Source organism: Shewanella sp. 10N.286.52.B9 (genome assembly GCF_002873635.1).
Lineage (GTDB): Bacteria > Pseudomonadota > Gammaproteobacteria > Enterobacterales > Shewanellaceae > Shewanella.
In genome coordinates this window covers 1-21,341 of record NZ_MCTY01000202.1, presented here as the reverse complement: position 1 = coordinate 21,341, position 21,341 = coordinate 1, and the positions used below count along the sequence as shown (strand labels likewise).

Annotated in this window: 19 protein-coding genes; 13 read left to right on the top strand and 6 right to left on the bottom strand. The window is 41.6% G+C overall.

Going from position 1 to position 21,341, the window contains the following annotated elements; genetic code table 11:
• Nucleotides 1–96: 96 nt before the first annotated feature.
• From gyrB to dnaA, 4 genes are all read right to left on the bottom strand, one after another.
• Nucleotides 97–2,514 carry a DNA topoisomerase (ATP-hydrolyzing) subunit B gene (gene gyrB / locus BCU91_RS16185; protein ID WP_102436416.1) on the bottom strand — a complete coding sequence of 806 codons (2,418 nt, stop codon included), beginning with the start codon at nucleotides 2,512–2,514 and terminating at the stop codon, nucleotides 97–99.
• A gap of 15 nt (nucleotides 2,515–2,529) precedes the next feature.
• Nucleotides 2,530–3,612, bottom strand: coding sequence for a DNA replication/repair protein RecF (recF, locus tag BCU91_RS16180; RefSeq protein ID WP_102475866.1), 1,083 nt, complete (start codon nucleotides 3,610–3,612; stop codon nucleotides 2,530–2,532).
• 122 nt (nucleotides 3,613–3,734) lie between these two features.
• Nucleotides 3,735–4,835 (bottom strand): DNA polymerase III subunit beta, encoded by a 1,101-nt coding sequence (dnaN, locus tag BCU91_RS16175; RefSeq protein ID WP_102436412.1) that lies wholly within the window; start codon nucleotides 4,833–4,835, stop codon nucleotides 3,735–3,737.
• A gap of 19 nt (nucleotides 4,836–4,854) precedes the next feature.
• The gene (gene dnaA, locus BCU91_RS16170; RefSeq protein ID WP_076541770.1) at nucleotides 4,855–6,243 is read right to left on the bottom strand and encodes a chromosomal replication initiator protein DnaA; all 1,389 of its coding nucleotides are present in this window, start codon (nucleotides 6,241–6,243) and stop codon (nucleotides 4,855–4,857) included.
• Between the two features lie 448 nt (nucleotides 6,244–6,691).
• On the opposite strand from dnaA, the gene rpmH reads away from it, so the two are divergent.
• From rpmH to BCU91_RS16140, 6 genes are all read left to right on the top strand, one after another.
• Nucleotides 6,692–6,829 (top strand): 50S ribosomal protein L34, encoded by a 138-nt coding sequence (gene rpmH, locus BCU91_RS16165; protein ID WP_011867659.1) that lies wholly within the window; start codon nucleotides 6,692–6,694, stop codon nucleotides 6,827–6,829.
• Nucleotides 6,830–6,845: 16 nt separating this feature from the next.
• On the top strand, nucleotides 6,846–7,202 hold the full coding sequence (rnpA, locus tag BCU91_RS16160; RefSeq protein WP_076541772.1) for a ribonuclease P protein component: 357 nt from the start codon (nucleotides 6,846–6,848) through the stop codon (nucleotides 7,200–7,202).
• On the top strand, nucleotides 7,169–7,423 hold the full coding sequence (gene yidD, locus BCU91_RS16155) for a membrane protein insertion efficiency factor YidD (RefSeq protein ID WP_076541774.1): 255 nt from the start codon (nucleotides 7,169–7,171) through the stop codon (nucleotides 7,421–7,423). Before rnpA ends, yidD begins: the two co-directional genes overlap by 34 nt.
• Before the next feature lie 3 nt (nucleotides 7,424–7,426).
• Nucleotides 7,427–9,055 (top strand): membrane protein insertase YidC, encoded by a 1,629-nt coding sequence (gene yidC, locus BCU91_RS16150; RefSeq protein ID WP_102436410.1) that lies wholly within the window; start codon nucleotides 7,427–7,429, stop codon nucleotides 9,053–9,055.
• An 81-nt stretch (nucleotides 9,056–9,136) separates the two neighbouring features.
• Nucleotides 9,137–10,495, top strand: a complete 1,359-nt coding sequence (mnmE, locus tag BCU91_RS16145; RefSeq protein ID WP_102531911.1) for a tRNA uridine-5-carboxymethylaminomethyl(34) synthesis GTPase MnmE — start codon at nucleotides 9,137–9,139, stop codon at nucleotides 10,493–10,495.
• Nucleotides 10,496–10,503: 8 nt separating this feature from the next.
• Nucleotides 10,504–11,115: a 3'-5' exonuclease gene (locus BCU91_RS16140; RefSeq protein WP_102436406.1), complete on the top strand. Its 612-nt coding sequence runs from the start codon at nucleotides 10,504–10,506 to the stop codon at nucleotides 11,113–11,115.
• Nucleotides 11,116–11,157: 42 nt separating this feature from the next.
• Here the strand turns inward: BCU91_RS16140 and BCU91_RS16135 are convergent, their stop codons facing one another.
• On the bottom strand, nucleotides 11,158–12,027 hold the full coding sequence (locus tag BCU91_RS16135; RefSeq protein ID WP_102520271.1) for a LysR substrate-binding domain-containing protein: 870 nt from the start codon (nucleotides 12,025–12,027) through the stop codon (nucleotides 11,158–11,160).
• 142 nt (nucleotides 12,028–12,169) lie between these two features.
• On the opposite strand from BCU91_RS16135, the gene BCU91_RS16130 reads away from it, so the two are divergent.
• A complete protein-coding gene (locus tag BCU91_RS16130; RefSeq protein ID WP_102520270.1) occupies nucleotides 12,170–13,300 on the top strand; it encodes an S-(hydroxymethyl)glutathione dehydrogenase/class III alcohol dehydrogenase in 1,131 nt (376 codons plus the stop codon).
• Nucleotides 13,301–13,377: 77 nt separating this feature from the next.
• Nucleotides 13,378–14,220 (top strand): S-formylglutathione hydrolase, encoded by an 843-nt coding sequence (fghA, locus tag BCU91_RS16125; protein ID WP_102531910.1) that lies wholly within the window; start codon nucleotides 13,378–13,380, stop codon nucleotides 14,218–14,220.
• Between the two features lie 124 nt (nucleotides 14,221–14,344).
• Here fghA and BCU91_RS16120 read toward each other — a convergent pair whose 3' ends face one another.
• Nucleotides 14,345–15,652, bottom strand: a complete 1,308-nt coding sequence (locus BCU91_RS16120) for an alanine/glycine:cation symporter family protein (protein WP_241904102.1) — start codon at nucleotides 15,650–15,652, stop codon at nucleotides 14,345–14,347.
• A 180-nt stretch (nucleotides 15,653–15,832) separates the two neighbouring features.
• Here BCU91_RS16120 and mioC point away from each other — a divergent pair, with 180 nt between their 5' ends.
• The 5 genes from mioC (at nucleotide 15,833) to BCU91_RS16095 (ending at nucleotide 21,159) form a co-directional block, all read left to right on the top strand.
• The gene (gene mioC, locus BCU91_RS16115; RefSeq protein WP_102436396.1) at nucleotides 15,833–16,273 is read left to right on the top strand and encodes an FMN-binding protein MioC; all 441 of its coding nucleotides are present in this window, start codon (nucleotides 15,833–15,835) and stop codon (nucleotides 16,271–16,273) included.
• 490 nt (nucleotides 16,274–16,763) lie between these two features.
• Complete coding sequence (gene mnmG / locus BCU91_RS16110; protein WP_102436394.1) at nucleotides 16,764–18,653, top strand: tRNA uridine-5-carboxymethylaminomethyl(34) synthesis enzyme MnmG; 1,890 nt, start codon at nucleotides 16,764–16,766, stop codon at nucleotides 18,651–18,653.
• 121 nt (nucleotides 18,654–18,774) lie between these two features.
• Nucleotides 18,775–19,398 carry a 16S rRNA (guanine(527)-N(7))-methyltransferase RsmG gene (gene rsmG, locus BCU91_RS16105; protein ID WP_102436392.1) on the top strand — a complete coding sequence of 208 codons (624 nt, stop codon included), beginning with the start codon at nucleotides 18,775–18,777 and terminating at the stop codon, nucleotides 19,396–19,398.
• A 56-nt stretch (nucleotides 19,399–19,454) separates the two neighbouring features.
• Complete coding sequence (locus tag BCU91_RS16100) at nucleotides 19,455–20,237, top strand: ParA family protein (protein ID WP_076541796.1); 783 nt, start codon at nucleotides 19,455–19,457, stop codon at nucleotides 20,235–20,237.
• Nucleotides 20,238–20,259: 22 nt separating this feature from the next.
• Nucleotides 20,260–21,159 carry a ParB/RepB/Spo0J family partition protein gene (locus BCU91_RS16095; RefSeq protein WP_102520266.1) on the top strand — a complete coding sequence of 300 codons (900 nt, stop codon included), beginning with the start codon at nucleotides 20,260–20,262 and terminating at the stop codon, nucleotides 21,157–21,159.
• The last annotated feature ends 182 nt before the right edge of the window (nucleotides 21,160–21,341 follow it).

The following is a 21,341-nucleotide window of genomic DNA, read 5'->3' as shown; positions in this document are numbered from 1 at the left end:
CAGGTAAATATACAACAGTGACAAGATGAGTTTGTAGAGATTACCGATAAAAAAATGGGCGCCTTAAGGCACCCATTTAATGTATTTTAAACTCGACTACACGTCTAAGTTAGCAACGTTTAGCGCGTTAGTTTCAATGAAGTCACGACGCGGTTCAACTTGATCGCCCATCAAACAAGTAAACAATTGATCAGCGCCTACGGCATCTTCAATGGTGACTTGTAGCATACGACGAGTTTCAGGATCCATTGTAGTTTCCCACAATTGCTCAGGGTTCATTTCACCCAATCCTTTATAACGTTGGATGTACAAACCACGTTTAGCTTCAGACATAGTCCAATCAAGCGCCTCTAAGAAGCTATCAACTTCTTTCATACGCTCGCCACGTTTAACATAGCCGCCTTCTTCAATCATACCGTCTAATGCTGAGCCTAACTTAGCAATACGTTGGTAATCATTTGATTGGAAGAAGTCGTAACTAAATACGTAGTTAGTATCAATACCATGCTTACGGATTGTTAGGCTTGGTAGGTATACCTGACGCTCAGGATCTAATTGTGGTTCAATGTTATAAATAACGCCGTCAGTTTCAATCTCAATAAGGTCAGCGACAAAGGCATCACACCACTGCTTCATTTGTGCTTCGTCAGCCAGCATTTCATTGTTCAGTGCTGGGTGGTAAAGCATACGGTTACAAATAACCGTTGGGTAACGCTTAGTTAAACGCTCAATAACCGCTTCAACCTCACGATACTGGCTCACTAAACGCTCTAGTGGCTCACCTGTCATACCTGGTGCACCCGCAGAAGGGTAAATATGAGTACCATCTAACGCTTGAGTGGTTAAGTATTCCGTTAGTGCTGGCTCATCTTTTAGGTACTGCTCTTGCTTACCTTTTTTAACTTTAAATAAAGGTGGTTGAGCAATATAGATGTAACCACGTTCAATCAACTCTGGCATTTGACGGAAGAAGAAAGTCAACAGCAGCGTACGAATGTGCGAGCCATCGACGTCAGCATCGGTCATGATGATGATGTTGTGATAACGGGTTTTCTCAGGATCATAATCATCACGGCCAATACCACAACCTAATGCAGTGATCAGCGTCGCGACCTCTTGAGAAGATAACATTTTATCGAAACGTGCTTTTTCAACGTTAAGAATTTTACCTTTTAGCGGAAGAATAGCTTGGTTTTTACGGTTACGTCCCTGCTTGGCTGATCCGCCAGCAGAGTCCCCTTCCACTATGTATATTTCAGAAAGCCCAGGGTCTTTCTCTTGGCAATCAGCAAGCTTACCTGGCAAACCACCTAAATCTAATGCGCCTTTACGACGGGTCATTTCACGGGCTTTACGCGCCGCTTCACGAGCACGTGCCGCATCAACGATTTTACCAACAATTAATTTTGCATACGTTGGGTTTTCTAATAGGTAATCATTTAATTGCTCACCCATTGTTTGTTCAACCGCACCTTTCACTTCACTCGACACTAACTTGTCTTTAGTTTGTGAACTGAATTTAGGATCTGGCACTTTTACTGAAATAACCGCGGTTAACCCTTCACGAGCATCATCACCCGTTGCATTGGTTTTACCTTTTTTATTGAAACCTTCACGCTCCATATAGTTATTTAAGTTACGGGTTAATGCCCCCCGGAAACCCGCTAAGTGAGTACCGCCATCACGTTGTGGGATGTTATTGGTAAAACAGAAAATCTTTTCTTGATAACCGTCATTCCACTGCATTGCCACTTCAACGGTAATGCCGTCTTCACGCTCTTGAGTAAAGTGGAAAACCTCTTTATTCACCGGCGTTTTATTGAGGTTAAGGTAATCAACGAAAGCACTGATGCCGCCTTCGTATTTAAAGAATTCATCACGGCCATCACGTTCATCAACTAAACGGATACCCACACCTGAGTTCAAGAATGATAATTCACGAACACGTTTAGCCAAGATGTCAAAGTGGAATAGCACATCTGAGAATGTTTCACTGCTTGGCCAGAAACGGATTGAAGTACCGGTTTTTTCTGATTCACCCACTGGGGTGATTGGCGTATCAGGTACACCCATTGAATAAAACTGCTCGTAAACTTTACCGTTACGACGAATGGTCATTTGCAGTTTTTCAGATAATGCGTTTACAACCGAAACACCAACACCGTGTAAGCCACCTGATACTTTATAAGAGTTATCATCAAACTTACCACCGGCATGAAGTACCGTCATAATAACTTCGGCAGCGGACACACCTTCTTCTTCATGAACCTCTACAGGAATACCACGGCCATCATCTTGTACTGATACCGAGCCATCTGAATGAATGGTGATAGTAATGTCACTACAGTGGCCTGCTAAGGCTTCATCGATAGAGTTATCGACCACTTCGAATACCATGTGATGAAGACCTGTACCATCGTCAGTATCGCCGATGTACATCCCTGGTCTCTTACGAACAGCATCAAGGCCTTTTAAAACCTTAATACTCGAAGAATCATAACTATTCTCTGACATATTTCTCTCTCGTTTTTATTCAACTACCGTGACTTGCCCATGTTCCACATGAAACATCTTACTTGGTGGGCTAGCCAGCGAATCGACTATTGCAACAGGATCAATCGCTGTGACAAAAATTTGTGCACCGGTTTCGGTTAACTGTTTTAGTAATAGTTGCCTATGCTGAGCATCTAACTCAGATGGAAGATCATCCACTAGGTAAATACTATGCTTGTTTTGCTGTTTTTGAAGCAATTTACCCTGTGCAAGGCGCAGTGCACAGACTAATAATTTTAACTGTCCTCGGGATAACGCATCCTGTACCGGTAAGCTGCCAACGCGTAATCGTAAATCCGCTTTATGTGGTCCACTGCCGGTATTTCCCGATGCTAAATCTCGGTGATATTGAGTTTTAAGTAACTCGGCAAATTCCGTTTTGCTATCCCAGCCACGGGTAAAGGAAACCTTAATATCAACCCGTGGTAAAAACTCTTCGATTATACCCTTAAGTAGCTCATTTAACGAGTCCACATATTGATTTCGTATCGAAGTAACCTGCTCAGCATAACGCACCAATTCCTTATCCCAAAATTGTATATTGGTGTAAGAGGCTCCATCTCTAAGAAGCTGATTTCTTTGCTTTAAAATTCTTCTGGTATTCACCCATGCCGTATAAAAATGACTGTCAGCATGAAAAGCTCCCCAGTCGATAAACTGCCGGCGTGCTTTTGGGCCTTCAAATAGTAAAGAAAAACTTTCAGGGGTGATAACTTGAATAGGTAACGTCTCAGCTAATACCGATAATCGCTTCACGTTATCGCCATTAAATTTAACATCAATGTCGCCATTGCGGAACCGTCTAAGGCCTAATTTAGCTTCGCCATTAGGCATTTCGAGCTTGGCAAACAAGGTCAGTTGATCTTGCTCAATATTGATAACCCGCTGGGACAGATGGCTACGAAACGAACGCCCCATACCGAGAAAATAAATGGCTTCTAAAATGCTGGTTTTACCACTGCCATTTTCACCATAAATTAAATTAAGCCCATCACTTGGCGCTAATGTCGCTGACAAAATATTTCGGAAATGTTCGATATTGAGGCGGGTTAAACTCATGGAAAATAAACAGACCCTAATTTAAAAAGAGTGAAACGAAAGAAGGTGCCTTAATGTAGCACCTTCTTGGGGTAAAACGTTATAGTTAAACGGCGCTTAATCAAGTTTAAGCGACTATTTACTTATAAGCGCATTGGCATAACCACGTACATAGAGTCTTCTTCTGCGTGGTTTTCAATTAGTGCGCTTGAGTTACCGTCTATTAAGGTAATTCTAACATCATCACTGGCTAAATTATTTAATACGTCCAATAGATAGCTGACGTTAAAGCCAATTTCTAGGTTATCTGAGTTGTATTCAACATCGATAATCTCTTCTGCTTCTTCTTGCTCCGGGTTATTGGCGGTAATGCGCAATAATCCCGGCTCAAGCTGAATACGCACACCTCTAAACTTCTCATTCGACAAAATAGAAGCACGGGTTAACGCTTGTTTTAATTGATTACGGCTAGCCACCACAATTTTGGTGCCGCCTTTAGGTAATACGCGGCGATAATCAGGGAAACGACCATCGACTAATTTACTGGTGAATACCGCATTGGCAGTAATCGCACGAATCGCACTATCACCAATCGCAATGGTAATATCACTGTCTTCACTTTCAAGTAAACGCGCCATTTCAACCACGCCTTTACGCGGCACAATCACTTGCTTCTCAGGTAAGCTGGTTTCTATTTGACGATGACTTAATGCTAAGCGATGACCGTCTGTGGCAATGGCCTTTAAGGTGTTACCTGCGGTTTCAAATAACAAGCCATTTAGATAATAACGCACATCTTGGTTTGCCATTGAAAATTGTGTCGAGTCAATAATCGACTTCAAAGTGCCCTGCTTTAAGCTAAATTCAATTTCAGCTTCAAACGCTTCAACATTGGGATAATCTGATGCTGGCAAGGTCGCCAGTGAAAAACGACTACGGCCTGAGCGTAATAACCATTTGTTCTCTTGCTGCTCAATTTTAATTTCAACTTGCTCAGGAAGAGATTTAACAATATCTAATAATTTTTTAGCCGGAACTGTGGTGCGTCCCACTTCAACTTCACCTTGGATGGGAGCTTGACCGACAAGCTCAACCTCTAAGTCCGTACCTGTAAGCTTAAGTGAGCCCTCACTAACTTCAACAAGTAGATTAGATAAAATTGGCAAGTTATGGCGTCTTTCTACTGCGCCACAAACCAACTGAAGTGGTTTTAATAGGGCATCCCTATCAATTGAAAATTTCATTCGTCTCAATTTCCCGATATTAAGAAGATAAGGTACGTATCAAGTTAGCATAATCTTCTTTAATGTCATGACTTTCTTCACGTAACTGAGCAATTTTTCTGCATGCATGTAATACAGTAGTATGATCACGACCACCAAATGCGTCACCAATTTCAGGCAAGCTTTGGTTAGTTAACTCTTTTGATAATGCCATTGCCACTTGACGTGGTCTGGCAACACTGCGCGAACGGCGCTTAGATAACATGTCAGCCATTTTAATTTTGTAATATTCAGCAACGGTTTTCTGAATATTATCAATGGTGACTAACTTTTCTTGTAACGCCAGTAAATCACGTAATGCTTCACGGACAAAATCAATGGTAATTGGACGTCCGGTAAAATTAGCATTAGCAATAACGCGATTTAATGCGCCTTCTAATTCACGCACATTTGAGCGCAAACGCTTAGCAATAAAAAATGCCACTTCATCAGGCAGATTAATGCCGCTCTCTTGTGCTTTACGCATTAAGATCGCCACACGGGTTTCAAGTTCTGGCGGTTCAATGGCAACGGTTAGGCCCCAACCAAAGCGAGATTTTAAGCGATCTTCAACACCATCGATTTCCTTGGGATATTTATCCGAAGTTAAAATGACTTGATGGTTACCTTCAAGTAATGCGTTAAAGGTATGGAAGAATTCTTCTTGAGAACGATCTTTATTGGCAAAAAATTGAATGTCATCAATAAATAATGCATCAACACTGCGGTAGTAACGTTTGAAATCTTCGATGGCGTTATTTTGCAGTGCTTTAACCATGTCCTGAACAAAGCGCTCAGAATGCATGTAAACCACTTTGGCATTGGGATTATTTTTGATGATCCCATTGCCAACAGCGTGTAATAAATGGGTTTTACCTAAACCAGTACCACCATATAAAAATAGTGGGTTATAGGCGCCACCTGGATTTTCAGCCACTTGAAGTGCAGCCGCTTTACCCAGTTGGTTTGATTTACCTTCAACAAAATTATCAAACTGGTAAGTCGGATTAATGTTACTGCGGTGGTTAGCATGCTCAACCGGTTCAGCTTGAGTATTAAACGAAGTACTAACGCGCGCTTTAGTATGGGTATTTTGAGGTTTCTTTATTTCAGCAATCACTGGTGCTGCAGGTTTAGCTGCAGACGGACGACTACCAATATCAAAACGCAGCTTAGGCGCATTGCCACCTAACTGTTCAGTGAAAAATTGATTAATGATATTGATATACTTATCACGAACCCAATCGAGCACAAAACGATTCGGCGCATAAAGTACCAAGGTATCACCATCCATTTCAGCTTGCAGCGGACGGATCCACATACTGAATTGCTGCGCAGACAATTCGTCTTGCAGTCTGCCGATACATTGTTGCCACAGTGAAACCGCCACTAAAAATCCTTAAATACCGTTTGTTGAAGGAGGGGTATTCTATCGTTAGATCTCAATGATCGCTATCGATAAAAAAAATTTTATCCCCAAGCTGATCATTGTATGTGGATATCTGTGATCTTTGAAGATCAAAATCGATCTATTTATTATGAATTGTTCATAGATCCTGCTTTATTAACCGATCAACATTGATCTATAATAGCGCGGCTTTGATCTAGTAAAACTATCTTAGATCCACTACATATTGTGTTGGTACACAGAGTTATCCACATCCTGTGGTAGATTTTTAGGGTACTTATCAAAGTTAAATTGGTAAAAATTGTTCATATAGTCATTTTCCTAGTTGACGGTAGTGATTAAAGTGATTACAATTCGGCCTCTTTTTTGCCCTTGCGTCTTATTTCAAGAATGTAAGGTTTATTAACTACTAAATATACGGATTGCCAAAATGAGTAAACGTACTTTTCAACCAAGCAACCTGAAGCGTAAGCGTTCTCACGGCTTCCGCGCACGTATGGCCACTGTAGGCGGCCGTAAAGTGATTGCACGTCGTCGTGCAAAAGGTCGCGCTCGTTTATCTGCTTAATCAGTAGATATTCATAGTGACTAGCTATGCTTTTACGCGGGAGTTGCGTTTGCTAACTCCCGCGCAATTTAAATCTGTATTTTCAAATCCCATCAAAGCATCTTCTGCTGAAATAACTCTGCTTGCTATTCCAAATTCAGAGCAACATCCTCGTATTGGATTAACTGTCGCAAAACGTTTTGTTAAAAATGCCAGTGACCGAAATCGCATTAAACGAGTGATAAGAACTAATTTCCGTTTACACCAGCATGATATTCCAGACCTTGATATAGTTGTCTTGGTAAGAAATGGCGTGGTTGATATGGAAAATGCAGACCTACATAAATTAATAGAGAAGTTATGGCGCAAACTCAGTCGCCGTTACAATGGTTAGCCACAAAGGCTATTCGTGGCTACCAACTCTTTATCAGCCCTATGCTGGGACCCCGCTGTAGATTCAATCCAACATGCTCTTATTATGCAATTGATGCAATAAAAACGCATGGAACTGCGAAAGGTTGTTGGCTTGCGGCGAAACGCATACTAAAATGTCATCCTTTACATCCCGGCGGAAGTGATCCCGTCCCCCCTAAAAACGACAGGTGTAACAAATAGGCTATGGAATCTCAACGTAATTTAATGCTTATCGCTCTGCTTTTTGTCAGCTTTTTAATGTGGCAAGCATGGCAAGACGATAAAGCCCCGCAACCAGTAGCGGCCCAAACAACGTCACAGACTACTAATGTTGCGTCACAAAACGTTAGCGATGTACCAGAGGCTGATGCAGGCATGCCTGTTCAATTACCTGCTACACAAAATTTAATTACTGTGAAAACAGATCAACTAGACATTAAAATCAGCCCAGTAGGCGGTGATATTGTTTATGCTGCATTAGTTGATCATAAAGTTGAAATAGACAGTGATGACCCATTCGTAATACTTGAACAAAATGGTTCATTTAATTACATCTCACAAAGTGGTCTTATTGGCCGCGATGGTATTGATAGCAGCCGCCATGGTCGCGCTCAATTTTCAGCAGAATCTGAAAATTATGTGTTAGCCGATGGCCAAGACTCTTTATCAGTACCGCTTAATTATGTTGATGCTAATGGCGCAGCATATACCAAAGTATTTACCTTCACCCGTGGTCAATTTGATGTGACTGTTGATTACAATGTAAACAACACCACTTCAGCACCGCTGCAAATGCAAATGTATGGTCAAATAAAACAAACTGTACAAGCATCTGAAAGCAGCATGATGATGCCAACTTACCGTGGTGCAGCATACTCGACTAGCGATGTTCGTTACGAAAAGTATGACTTTGATGACATTGCAAAAAGTAACCTAAACCAACAGACACTAGGTGGTTGGGCAGCAATGCTACAACACTACTTTGTATCAGCTTGGGTGCCGCCTGCAGCTGATTCAAATACTATTTTTACCAGCATGAGTGCTGGCGGCCAAGCCAATGTTGGTTTCCGCGGCGCGGTACATGATATTGCACCAGGTGCACAGCAAACCATTAGTGCCCAATTCTATGTTGGCCCTAAAAACCAAGAAGCTTTATCTAAAATTTCTGAAACATTAAACCTTGTTGTAGATTATGGTTTCCTTTGGTGGTTAGCTATCCCAATTCACTGGTTATTGATGTTCTATCAATCCTTTGTAGGTAACTGGGGTGTGGCGATTATTTTAATTACCCTAACCGTGCGTGGTCTTTTATACCCGCTAACCAAAGCACAATACTCGTCAATGGCTAAAATGCGTAACTTGCAGCCTAAACTGACAGAAATGAAAGAACGCTTAGGTGATGACCGCCAGAAAATGGGTCAAGCCATGATGGAGCTGTATAAGAAAGAGAAAGTTAACCCTATGGGTGGCTGTCTTCCTATCTTGCTGCAAATGCCAATTTTCATCGCCTTGTATTGGGTATTACTAGAAAGCTATGAATTACGCCATGCGCCATTCATGCTTTGGATTACCGATTTGTCGGTTCAAGATCCTTACTATGTATTACCATTATTAATGGGTGTGTCTATGTGGTTAATGCAAAAAATGCAACCAATGGCACCGACTATGGATCCTATGCAAGTGAAAATGATGCAGTGGATGCCAGTTATCTTTACTGTGTTCTTCCTATGGTTCCCAGCCGGTCTAGTTCTATACTGGTTAGTAGGTAACTTAGTCGCTATTACCCAGCAAAAGATTATTTATGCAGGTTTAGAGAAAAAAGGCTTAAAATAAGTCATAGCTCAAACTGATATAATCAACAAAGGCGGCTATTAAGCCGCCTTTTCCTTTACTATTTCAACAAGGTTTTCCTCAATGACAGACACTATCGTGGCACAAGCAACCGCACCAGGTCGTGGCGGCGTAGGTATCATTCGTATTTCAGGCGATAAAGCCACGGAAGTCGCACATAGCGTATTAGGCCATTTACCTAAAACCCGTTATGCCGATTACTGTGATTTTAAAAACGCGTCAGGCGAGGTCATTGATCAGGGAATCGCACTGTTTTTTAAAGGACCAAACTCCTTTACCGGTGAAGATGTATTAGAGCTTCAAGGCCATGGCGGCCAAATTGTGCTTGATATGCTGATCAAACGCGTGATGGAAGTAGATGGCATTCGTATCGCTAAGCCCGGTGAATTTAGCGAGCAAGCCTTTATGAACGACAAGCTGGATTTAACCCAAGCAGAAGCCATTGCCGATTTAATTGATGCCACCAGTGAACAAGCGGCTAAGAGCGCGTTAAACTCACTTCAGGGCGAGTTTTCTGATGAAGTACATCAGTTAGTCGAGCAAGTGACTAATTTGCGCTTATACGTCGAAGCAGCCATTGATTTCCCTGATGAAGAAGTCGACTTTTTATCTGACGGTAAAATCGCTAACTCACTGTATAACATCATCGCCAAATTAGACTTAGTCCAAGCCAGTGCCAAGCAAGGCTCAATTATTCGTGAAGGCATGAAAGTGGTAATTGCTGGTCGTCCTAATGCCGGTAAATCAAGCCTATTAAATGCCCTAGCAGGTAAAGAGTCTGCCATTGTCACTGAAATTGCAGGGACTACCCGTGATGTACTGCGCGAGCATATTCACCTTGATGGCATGCCACTGCATATTATAGATACCGCCGGTTTACGTGACACCGCTGATACCGTTGAAAAAATTGGTATTGAGCGTGCGTGGGATGAGATAGCAACCGCCGATAGAGTGTTATTTATGGTTGATGGCACCACTACCACCGATGTAAATCCTCACGATATTTGGCCTGACTTTATTGACCGTTTACCGAAAAAACTCGGCGTCACAGTTATTCGTAACAAAGCGGACTTAACCGGTGAGCCAGTAATGACCACTGATGAGCACGGCTATAGCGTTTATCGCATTTCAGCGAAAACCGGCTTAGGGGTTGAAGAGCTTAAACAGCACCTTAAATCATTAATGGGTTATCAAAGTAACCTTGAAGGCGGTTTTATTGCCCGTCGTCGTCATTTAGAAGCCCTAGATTTAGCTGCCAGTCACTTACAACTGGGTAAAGAGCAGTTAGAAGTGTATTTAGCCGGCGAGTTATTAGCAGAAGAATTACGTATGTGCCAAATGGCGCTATCTGAAATTACCGGTAAGTTCACCTCAGATGATCTGCTGGGTAAAATCTTTAGCTCATTCTGTATTGGTAAATAGGATCGCTCATGATATTGGCAAATAAGGTTATCGTGCTCGATTTCGAAACCACAGGCTTATCACCTAATAATGCAGATCGCGCCATCGAAATTGGTGCGGTAAAACTCATTGATGGCGTGATCGTCGATAGCTTTCAAGAATTAATGAATCCGGGTAGATCGGTAAACAGTTTTATTGAAAATTACACCGGCATCACCAATGCCATGCTTAAAGAGGCAGATTCTTGTGAAGCAGTCATGACTCGCTTTGCCGATTTTATTGAAGACTTTAACTTAGTGGCCCACAACGCCAGCTTTGATAAGAAGTTTTTAGATGCCGAGTTTGAGCATTGTCAGCAACAATATTCTGGCCAATTTGCCTGTTCATTATTACTGTCGCGCCGCATTAGCCAAGATGCGCCAAACCATAAATTAGGCACCTTAGTTGAATATCATCAGCTGCCTAATGATGGCGTGTTTCACCGCGCATTAGCCGATGCCACCATGACAGCACATTTATGGAATCATCAACTGCAGCTGCTGCAACAGCAACTGCCCCATAAAGCGATTACTTTTGAGCTGATTAACCAGATTTCAAAGCGCCCTAAAGCCCAAGTTAATGGTTACTTACAATCTTTATAACGGCTAACTTATAGCAACTAAAATAACCCATGATACGGCTCGTTAAGGTAATTCAGCGGCGAGCTTATCCACCAGTAACCTCACTTTGGGTGACAAATGCCGATTGTGAGGATACAAAGCCCAAATCCCCTCTTGCTGCTGCTTATAAGATTCTAAAATAACCGAAAGCTTGCCCGCAGCTATCGCCTCTGCCACGTAATAACCCGGTAGCTGCACAATCCCCAAGCCTTTAATCGCGGCGTTAAGTAAGCTAATACCACTACTGCACTGTAAATTCCCTTGCACTTTAATACTTCTTGCTTGGCCACCTTCATTAAAATGCCAGTGGGGTTGTGAGCCCACTAAACAATTATGCAGACTTAATTCTGATAATGAATAAGGCGCGCCGAAACGATTAATATAATCAGGGGCGGCGCAAACAAACTGCTCACGGCTGGTTAAGCGCTTTGCCATCATGCTCGAATCAGGTAAACGCCCTAACCTAATCGCTAAATCATAGCCGCCTTCCACTAAATCTAACTGCCGATTAGTTAACTCACAAATCACTTCAACATCAGGGTGCTGCTGCATATAGTCAGTGACAATCGGCATCACAAATGACTCACCATAGGTCACTGGTGCGGTAAGCTTAATTAACCCTTGGGGTTTATTTTGCAAACTACTTATAGCCCGCTCAGCTTCTTCAAGTCCATCGATAACTTGGCGGCAATGGCGATAAAATATATGGCCTTCTTCAGTTAACGATACTTTACGGGTGGTGCGATAAAACAATTTTGTGCTTAACCTATTTTCAATTTGGCTAATTTGGCGGCTCACTTGCGCGGTCGAAATAGCTAAACGTTTACCTGCTGCCGTAAAGCTATCCGTTTCAGCCACCGCGACAAATTCGTAAACCCCTTCCCATGGCAACATTATTACCACCTCGTAAAAGTAAATTGTATTTATAGCCCATTATCAACTGACAGAAAATAAATACAATAGATCCATCATCTACTGAGCCTCATCTACACTAAGTAGATCCACTTTTATGGTTAACGTTAAAAGGACAAACACAATGTCAGCACAATTTATGAAATCTAAGGCCGCTATTGCATGGGGACCAGGACAGCCATTATCGGTTGAAGAAGTCGACGTGATGTATCCAAAAGCAGGTGAAGTCATGGTGAAAATCATCGCTTCTGGTGTTTGCCACACCGATGCATTTACCTTATCTGGCGATGATCCAGAAGGTGTTTTCCCGGCTATTTTAGGTCATGAAGGTGGCGGAATTGTAGAGATGGTTGGTGAAGGTGTTACCAGTGTCAAAGTCGGCGACCATGTTATTCCGTTATACACCGCAGAATGCGGTACATGTAAATTCTGCACTTCAGGTAAAACCAACCTATGTAGTGCAGTTCGTGAAACCCAAGGCAAAGGCTTAATGCCTGATGGCACTACCCGTTTTTATAAAGATGGCCAGCCTATTTTCCATTACATGGGGTGTTCAACCTTCTCTGAATATACTGTATTACCAGAAATTTCATTAGCGAAAGTCAATAAAGACGCACCACTTGAAGAAGTGTGTTTACTCGGTTGTGGTGTAACAACCGGTATGGGCGCGGTATTGAACACAGCTAAAGTCCAAAAAGGCGATACTGTGGCCATTTTCGGTCTAGGCGGCATTGGTTTATCAGCCATTATTGGCGCAACCATGGCCGGAGCATCACGCATTATCGGCATTGATTTAAATGAATCTAAATTTGAACTCGCCACCAAACTGGGTGCGACTGATTGCATTAATCCAAAAAATTATGACAAACCGATTCAGGATGTCATTGTGGAAATGACCGATGGCGGCGTAGATTTCTCATTTGAATGTATCGGTAACGTCAACGTTATGCGCAGCGCGTTAGAGTGTTGTCATAAAGGTTGGGGCGAATCGGTGATTATTGGTGTTGCTGGCGCAGGCCAAGAAATATCTACTCGACCATTTCAACTAGTGACTGGTCGAGTATGGAAAGGAAGTGCATTTGGTGGCGTTAAAGGGCGCAGTCAATTACCGGGTATTGTTGAGCAATATCTCAACGGCGAATTCAAACTAGACCATTTCATTACTCACACTATGGGGCTTGAAGGGATTAATGATGCTTTTGATCTGATGCACAGCGGTGAAAGTATCCGCAGTGTCATTCACTTCGATAAGTAAATCTTATTGCCGTATTCGATAAATATCATGCCCTTAACCTTACGCTAAGGGCATTTTTATAAAAAGTGACCAATCAAATGACTTTAGAAAACATCAGTAGTAATAAAATGTTCGGCGGCTGGTTAAAACAATATAGCCATCACTCTGATACGTTAAACTGCCACATGCGCTTTGCCATTTATCTGCCGCCACAAGCAGCATCGCAAAAAGTGCCGGTGCTATATTGGTTGTCAGGCTTAACCTGCACCGACGAAAACGTAATGCAAAAATCAGGCATTCAACGAGTTGCAGCAGAGCTTGGCATCGCTATTGTGGCTCCAGATACCAGCCCGCGCGGAGATAATGTCGCAGATGATGCCAATGGCGCTTATGATTTTGGTTTAGGCGCCGGATTTTATCTTAATGCCACCCAAGCGCCCTTTAATACCCACTATCAAATGTATGACTATGTGGTAAAAGAATTGCCAGCCTTTATTGAGCAGCATTTTCCAGTGACAAGCATGCGCAGTATCAGTGGCCACTCTATGGGCGGTCATGGCGCCATTACCATCGGGCTTAAAAATCCGCAGCAATATCAATCTATTTCGGCATTTAGTCCGATCTGTAATCCGATAAATTGCCCTTGGGGGCAAAAGGCTTTTAACGGTTATTTAGGATCAGATCAAACAAGCTGGGCTGAATACGACAGCAGCGAGTTAATGAAAAACTCGATGGTTAAGGTACCTATGCTGGTGGATCAAGGCACTGAAGATAATTTTCTAGTTGAACAACTAAAACCTGAAAGCTTAATTGAAGCCGCTAAAGCTCAGCAATACCCGCTAACCTTACGCATGCAGGAAGGCTATGATCATAGTTACTTCTTTATCAGTAGCTTTATTGAAGATCATTTACGTTTTCACGCAAAGCACTTAATAAAGTAATAAAACCTGAATTCGGTCATAAGCCACCTTGTATTATGACCGAACATAAAATTGGAGTGACTATATTCTCAGTAGTCACTCCATTTTTGTTATCTATTTTTTTAATTCAACTTGTTAGTTAATTTTAAGCCGCCAATTTAGCGAAGTACTTCTTAGAAGCATCTCGAACTTTAGGGGCTAATAAAATAGCTGAGGTCATGGTTGGAATCGCCATTAAAGCATAGGCAGCATCAATAATATTAACGATTTCTTGAATGGTTGCTGTTGCAGCAAACAGTATCGCCAGCAAGAAAAATAATTGATATAGGCGTAATCTTTTGCGACCAAATAAAAATGCAAAGCACTGACCACCATAAAATGCTTGAGTAAAAATGGTGCTGATACTGAAAAATACCACGCAAAGGATCAGCAAATACGGACCCACGCCCGGCATAGTAACTTCAAAGGCTTGAGCCGATAAATTAACCCCCTCAGCTTCAGTTCCTTGCCACACCCCCGAAATTAAAATGATCATTGCCGTGGCAGTGCACACTAATAAGGTATCAATAGCAGGACCCAGCATGGCCACTAAGCCTTCTTTTACTGGTTCGTTGGTTTTGGCACTACCATGCGCCATTACTTCAGTGCCAATACCCGCTTCATTTGAAAAAGCCGCTCGGCGGATACCGATCAACATGGTGCCCAATATGCCACCACCAACCGAATTAAGTGAAAATGCTTCAGTGATAATAAGCTTAAAATAATTCGGTATATCAGCAATATTGGCAGCAATAACATAAAAAGCGCAGCCCATATAAATGACGATCATTAACGGCACGACTTTAGTGGCCACCGAAGCAATGCGTTTAATCCCGCCTAATATCACGCTGGCAACGATCAGCATAACCACAATCCCTAAGCTTAAATCCACCCAAAAGGTGGATTGATCACTGGGAAAATAGCCAGGTTTAACAATTAACCACTCACGAATAATCTGTACTAATTGATTGGCATTAAACAACGGAAAATTACCAACAAGGCCAACAACACAAAAAAATACCGCTAAAAAGTGCCATTTTTTGCTTAAACCTTGAGTGATTATGTACATGGGCCCCCCCTGCACATCACCATTTTCATCCTTGCCGCGATACATAATAGCTAAGGTACAGGTGAAAAATTTAGTCGCCATTCCCACAATAGCGCTAATCCACATCCAAAAGATGGCCCCCGGTCCACCCACCATAATAGCCACTGCAACACTACCAATATTACCCATACCAACGGTGCCGGCCATGGCACTGGATAACGCCCCTGCGTGGCTAATATGCCCCACAGCGCCTTTATCAGGATATTTACCACGGACAATATTTATAGCGTGGCCAATGTAGCGAAAAGGAATAAAACGTGAATAAATCAGGAAGAAAAGCCCACCACCTACCAGTAAAACCAGCATGTGAGGCCCCCATGCTAAATCAGCCATTTGAGCCGTAATTGAAACCAGAGACATAATAAAAGTTAATTTTTTGTTAATTGTAATTATTGAAAATACGGATAAAAACCACTTTGTGCAATGCTAAATAGGCGTAAACTAACCCTATAAGTAGTGTTTAACAGTAATCATCTAGGATAAAACATGGCAAAAATAGATATTTTAGTGGGCTCAACTCAAGGCGGAACCGAATATGTGGCCGACGATATGGCGGCTCAGCTTAACGAAATAGGCCACCAAACCTGCATTCATTTAGCCGCAAACTTGGATGATCTTGACCCTAAATCACTGTGGATCATTGTCAGTTCAACTCATGGCGCAGGCGATCTTCCAGACAATTTAGCACCCTTTTATCAGCAATTATTGACCTCAAATAGCGATCTAAGCGAGTTAAAATTTGCTTTGTGCGCAATTGGCGACTCAAGTTACGACACTTTTTGTCTTGGGCCTGAAAAAATAATTTCAAGACTCGATCAGCTCGGTGCAAAACAGTTTGTGAATAAGATCCAAATTGATGTTCAAAAGGATCCTGTCCCAGAAGATCCGGCACTAGCTTGGCTTTCAGAGTGGCAATCCTCCATTTAGATCCCCAAAAAGCCAGAGAGCTTGGTTAACATCTTTATTTATACCCACAATAACAACCCATCTTATCCACAAAAAGCAAAATACGATCATAACTTTGTGGATAAGCTATTATTTTTACCGATCATAACGCTGTACAGATCTTAAGGTGATCTACTCGAAGATCACCCCTGTGGATAACTAGCCGATCTATCCCCAAGTTATATTGAGTTTGATCCATCATTGATCACAGGATCGTTTTGTCGTTAACCTATGAAAATAAACAAATAAATGAGTTACCCACAGAAAAGTGCGATCCTAATAGTAATAGTAATAAAAAGATCTATTTAAAGATCTTAAGATCTATTAAGCGAAGCCCGTTAGATCGAAACTAGAAAATTGATCATTCCCGAAAAGCAAACCAAGTGCTAAAATACTCGGCTCAAGCAAGCCCTAGATTTGAAATCTAGTTAAATTTTGCAATATCGAATTTACTTTTATCCAAGGTCACAAAATGCATTTTCATGAACGGTTTGATGTAATTGTTGTTGGTGGTGGTCATGCCGGAACTGAAGCAGCCCTAGCAGCGGCAAGAATGGGGTCAAAAACATTATTGTTAACACATAACATTGATACTTTAGGTCAAATGTCTTGTAACCCTGCCATCGGTGGTATTGGAAAAGGTCATTTAGTTAAAGAAATTGATGCTCTTGGTGGTGCAATGGCTACTGCAACAGATTTTGCAGGTATCCAATTTCGAACATTAAATTCCAGTAAGGGCCCAGCAGTCAGAGCGACTCGAGCTCAAGCTGACAGAGCGCTTTACCGTCAAAAAATCCAACAGATTTTACAACACCAGCCTAATTTACGCATTTTCCAACAAGCAGTAGATGACTTAGTTGTTGAAAATAATACAGTAATTGGTGTAGTCACTCAGATGGGACTCGCTTTTGAAGCGCCAAGCGTAGTGTTAACTACAGGCACATTCCTTAGTGGTAAAATCCATATTGGTTTAGAAAATTACAGTGGTGGCCGAGCAGGTGATCCGCCAGCGATTGCCTTAGCAAATCGACTAAAAGAATTGCCAATTCGTGTTGGCCGCTTAAAAACCGGTACCCCACCAAGAATTGACGCTAATAGCATTGATTTTTCCAAGATGGCTGAGCAAAAAGGTGATTCACCTTTGCCAGTTATGTCGTTTATTGGTGATGTTAGTCAACACCCTGAGCAAGTATCTTGTTATATCACTCATACCAATGAAAAAACTCACGATATTATTCGTGGAGGTATGGATCGTAGCCCAATGTATTCAGGGGTGATCGAAGGTATTGGACCACGTTATTGTCCATCGATCGAAGATAAAATAAATCGCTTTGCAGATAAATCATCGCATCAGATCTTTATTGAGCCTGAAGGCTTAACCACCAATGAGATCTATCCAAATGGGATCTCAACCAGTTTGCCATTTGATGTGCAATTGAATTTGGTGCGATCGATTCAAGGCATGGAAAATGCTGAAATCATTCGTCCTGGTTACGCTATTGAATATGATTATTTTGATCCAAGAGATTTAAAAAATTCACTTGAAACTAAAAATATCAATGGTTTGTTCTTTGCTGGACAAATTAACGGTACTACCGGTTATGAAGAAGCCGGTGCTCAAGGATTGCTAGCTGGTATGAATGCGTCATTGCAAGTTCAAGGCAAAGAGGCTTGGTGCCCACGCCGTGATCAAGCTTACCTAGGGGTGTTAGTTGATGACTTATCAACCTTAGGTACCAAAGAGCCATACCGTATGTTCACCAGTCGTGCTGAATATCGTTTGCTACTACGTGAAGACAATGCTGATTTGCGCTTGACAGAAAAAGGTCGTGAATTAGGTTTAGTTGATGATCATCGCTGGGCATTATTCAGTGAAAAAATGGAATCGATTGAAACTGAGTTGCAACGTTTACGCAGTAATTGGGTTCATAATAATTCACCTTTGCTTGATGTATTAAACCCAGAGCTTAATACCCCAATTTCTCGTGAAGCATCATTTGAAGATCTACTTCGTCGTCCAGAAATGGATTATAAGAAATTAATGAGTTTAGAAGGTTTTGGACCGGGGATTGAAGATCCACGTGCTGCAGAGCAAGTTCAAATTCAAGTGAAGTACTCTGGTTATATTCAAAGACAGCAAGGTGAAATTGATAAAGCGATTCGTAATGAAACCACAATCTTGCCGCTTGATCTTGATTATCAAGAAGTTCCAGGCCTTTCAAATGAAGTGATCGCTAAGATGAATGAGCATAAACCTGAAACCATTGGTCAAGCATCAAGAATTTCAGGAATGACGCCGGCAGCGATCTCAATCTTGCTGGTTCATCTTAAAAAGCGTGGTTTATTGCGTAAAAGCGCATAAATCCCAGCAAAAAGTTGTCTTTTGACCAATAAGGGAAGCTTTGAGGCTTCCCTTAGTCATTTTCGCCATTCATAATACCCGATGATTTTATTATTCCCATTGCTTTTCGAGGTCACCCAGCGTGCTAGCAACTCAACTTAAAACCTATTTAGCTGAAACAAATATTTCAGCCACAGATACACAGCAAAAACAACTGGTTGATTTTGTTGCCATGCTGAATAAGTGGAATAAAGCCTATAACTTGACCTCGGTTAGAGATCCTGAACAGATGTTAATCCGACATGTGATGGACAGTTTGGTGGTTTCTCCTTATCTTAAGGGGCAACGCTTTATTGATGTCGGAACTGGACCTGGTTTACCAGGGATCCCATTAGCCATTTTAAATCCGGATAAAGAGTTTGTATTACTCGATAGTTTAGGCAAACGGATCCGTTTTCAAAAACAGGTTCAATTTGAATTAAAAATAAATAACATCACTTCAATTGAAAGTCGTGTAGAAGCGTATGAGCCTGAGCAAAAATTTGATGGCGTCATCAGTCGCGCTTTTGCATCAATCGAAGATATGCTCAGCTGGTGCCATCACCTTCCTGCTGCAGATGGTATTTTTTACGCCCTAAAAGGTCAGCTTAGTGATACGGAGTTAGCGACAATTCCTCAGGGTTTTGAAATAGCAGAAACGATAGTGCTTAATGTGCCAAAGTTAGATGAACAAAGACATCTATTAAAGCTGGTTAATAAAAAATAACCATAGCTAATAATTTATATTATCGGACATCGTAAATCAGTCATTAGGGTGAACTTGTGGGTAAAGTAATTGCCGTTGCCAATCAAAAAGGTGGCGTAGGAAAAACAACAACTTGTGTAAATTTAGCAGCATCACTTGCAGCCACAAAGCGCAAAGTGTTGTTAATTGATCTTGATCCACAAGGTAATGCCACTATGGGCAGTGGCGTCGATAAATACGACGTTGAAAACACCGCTTATGAATTATTAGTCGAAGAAAAGCCCTTCGATGACATAGTGATCAAAAATACCTCAGGTAAATACGATCTGATCGCAGCCAATGGTGATGTTACTGCTGCCGAAATTAAATTAATGGAGTTTTTTGCCCGAGAAATTCGTTTAAAAAATGCCATTGCAGCTGTTAAAGATGATTACGATTACATTTTTATTGATTGCCCGCCTTCATTAAATATGTTGACCGTCAATGCTATGTCAGCTGCTGACTCGGTACTGGTACCAATGCAATGTGAGTATTATGCATTGGAAGGCTTGACCGCCTTAATTGATACCATCACTAAACTGGGGGCTATGGTTAATCCTAGCCTTAGCATCGAAGGGATTTTACGCACCATGTACGATCCGCGAAATCGTTTATCCAATGACGTGTCTGATCAATTAAAACAACATTTTGGTGAAAAAGTGTATCGCACCGTGATCCCCCGTAATATCCGTTTAGCTGAAGCGCCAAGTTTTGGGGCGCCAGCAATGTATTACGATAAATCCAGTGCAGGGGCGAAAGCTTATTTAGCACTGGCTGGTGAAATCATTCGCCGTGCTGAGCAACAAACAGAATCTAAGTAAGTATTAAGTGTAAGGGAATAAAATGACGTTAAAAAAACGCGGTTTAGGAAAAGGCTTAGATGCATTATTGAGTAACAGTAGTGCTGCGAGTCGCAAAGCTGAACTTACACAACCTAAAGCTGAAATCAGTGAGCCACAAGTGGTTACTGAAGACGGTTTACTGATGCTTGATCTCGACTTACTGCAATCAGGTAAATATCAACCTCGTAAAGATATGTCACCTGAAGCACTTGATGAACTGGCTGAGTCGATTCGCTCACAAGGGGTTATTCAACCGATTGTTGTGCGTAAGGTTGATGATACCAAGTATGAGATTATTGCCGGTGAACGCCGCTGGAGAGCCGCTCAAATTGCTCAATTAAACAAAGTACCTTGTATCGTTAAACAGGTTGCTGATGAAGCTGCCGTTGCCATCGCTTTGATTGAGAACATTCAACGTGAAGACTTAAATGCCATGGAAGAAGCCATTGCATTACAACGTTTACTCGAAGAGTTTGAACTGACTCATCAACAAACGGCTGATGCCGTCGGAAAGTCGAGAGCAAGTGTGTCTAATTTATTACGCTTAAACAGTTTAAATGAGCCTGTAAAACGTTTACTGGAATATGGCGATATTGATATGGGTCATGCCAGAGCCTTGCTTGCCATTGAAGGTGAGGAGCAAACTAGCTTAGCTAGATTGGTCGCATCTAAAGAAATGACAGTTCGTGAAACTGAACGATTAGTCAATAAAGCGCTAAATCCGGCTAAAGAGCCTGAAAAAGTAACTCAAGACCATGATGTAAGCCGCTTAGAGCAACAGTTAATTGAACGATTAGGCGCAAAAGTTGCCATTAATCATGGCAGTAAAGGCAAAGGTAAGATTGTAATAAACTACCAAGATCTTGCTGAATTAGATGGTATTCTCAGTAAAATTCACTAAATTCCTCAACAAAATCATTTCAAAGGTAACTTAGCAACAAGGCGTATTTTTAACTTTTAGAATATTAAACGTTAAATATCAGCTTATATCACTGATAAACCTCATATCAAAGTTGCAAACAAGGTGTGAAAAGGTATACTTTGCATGCTTTTTTTCCCCAATAGATTTGTTAATAAATACAT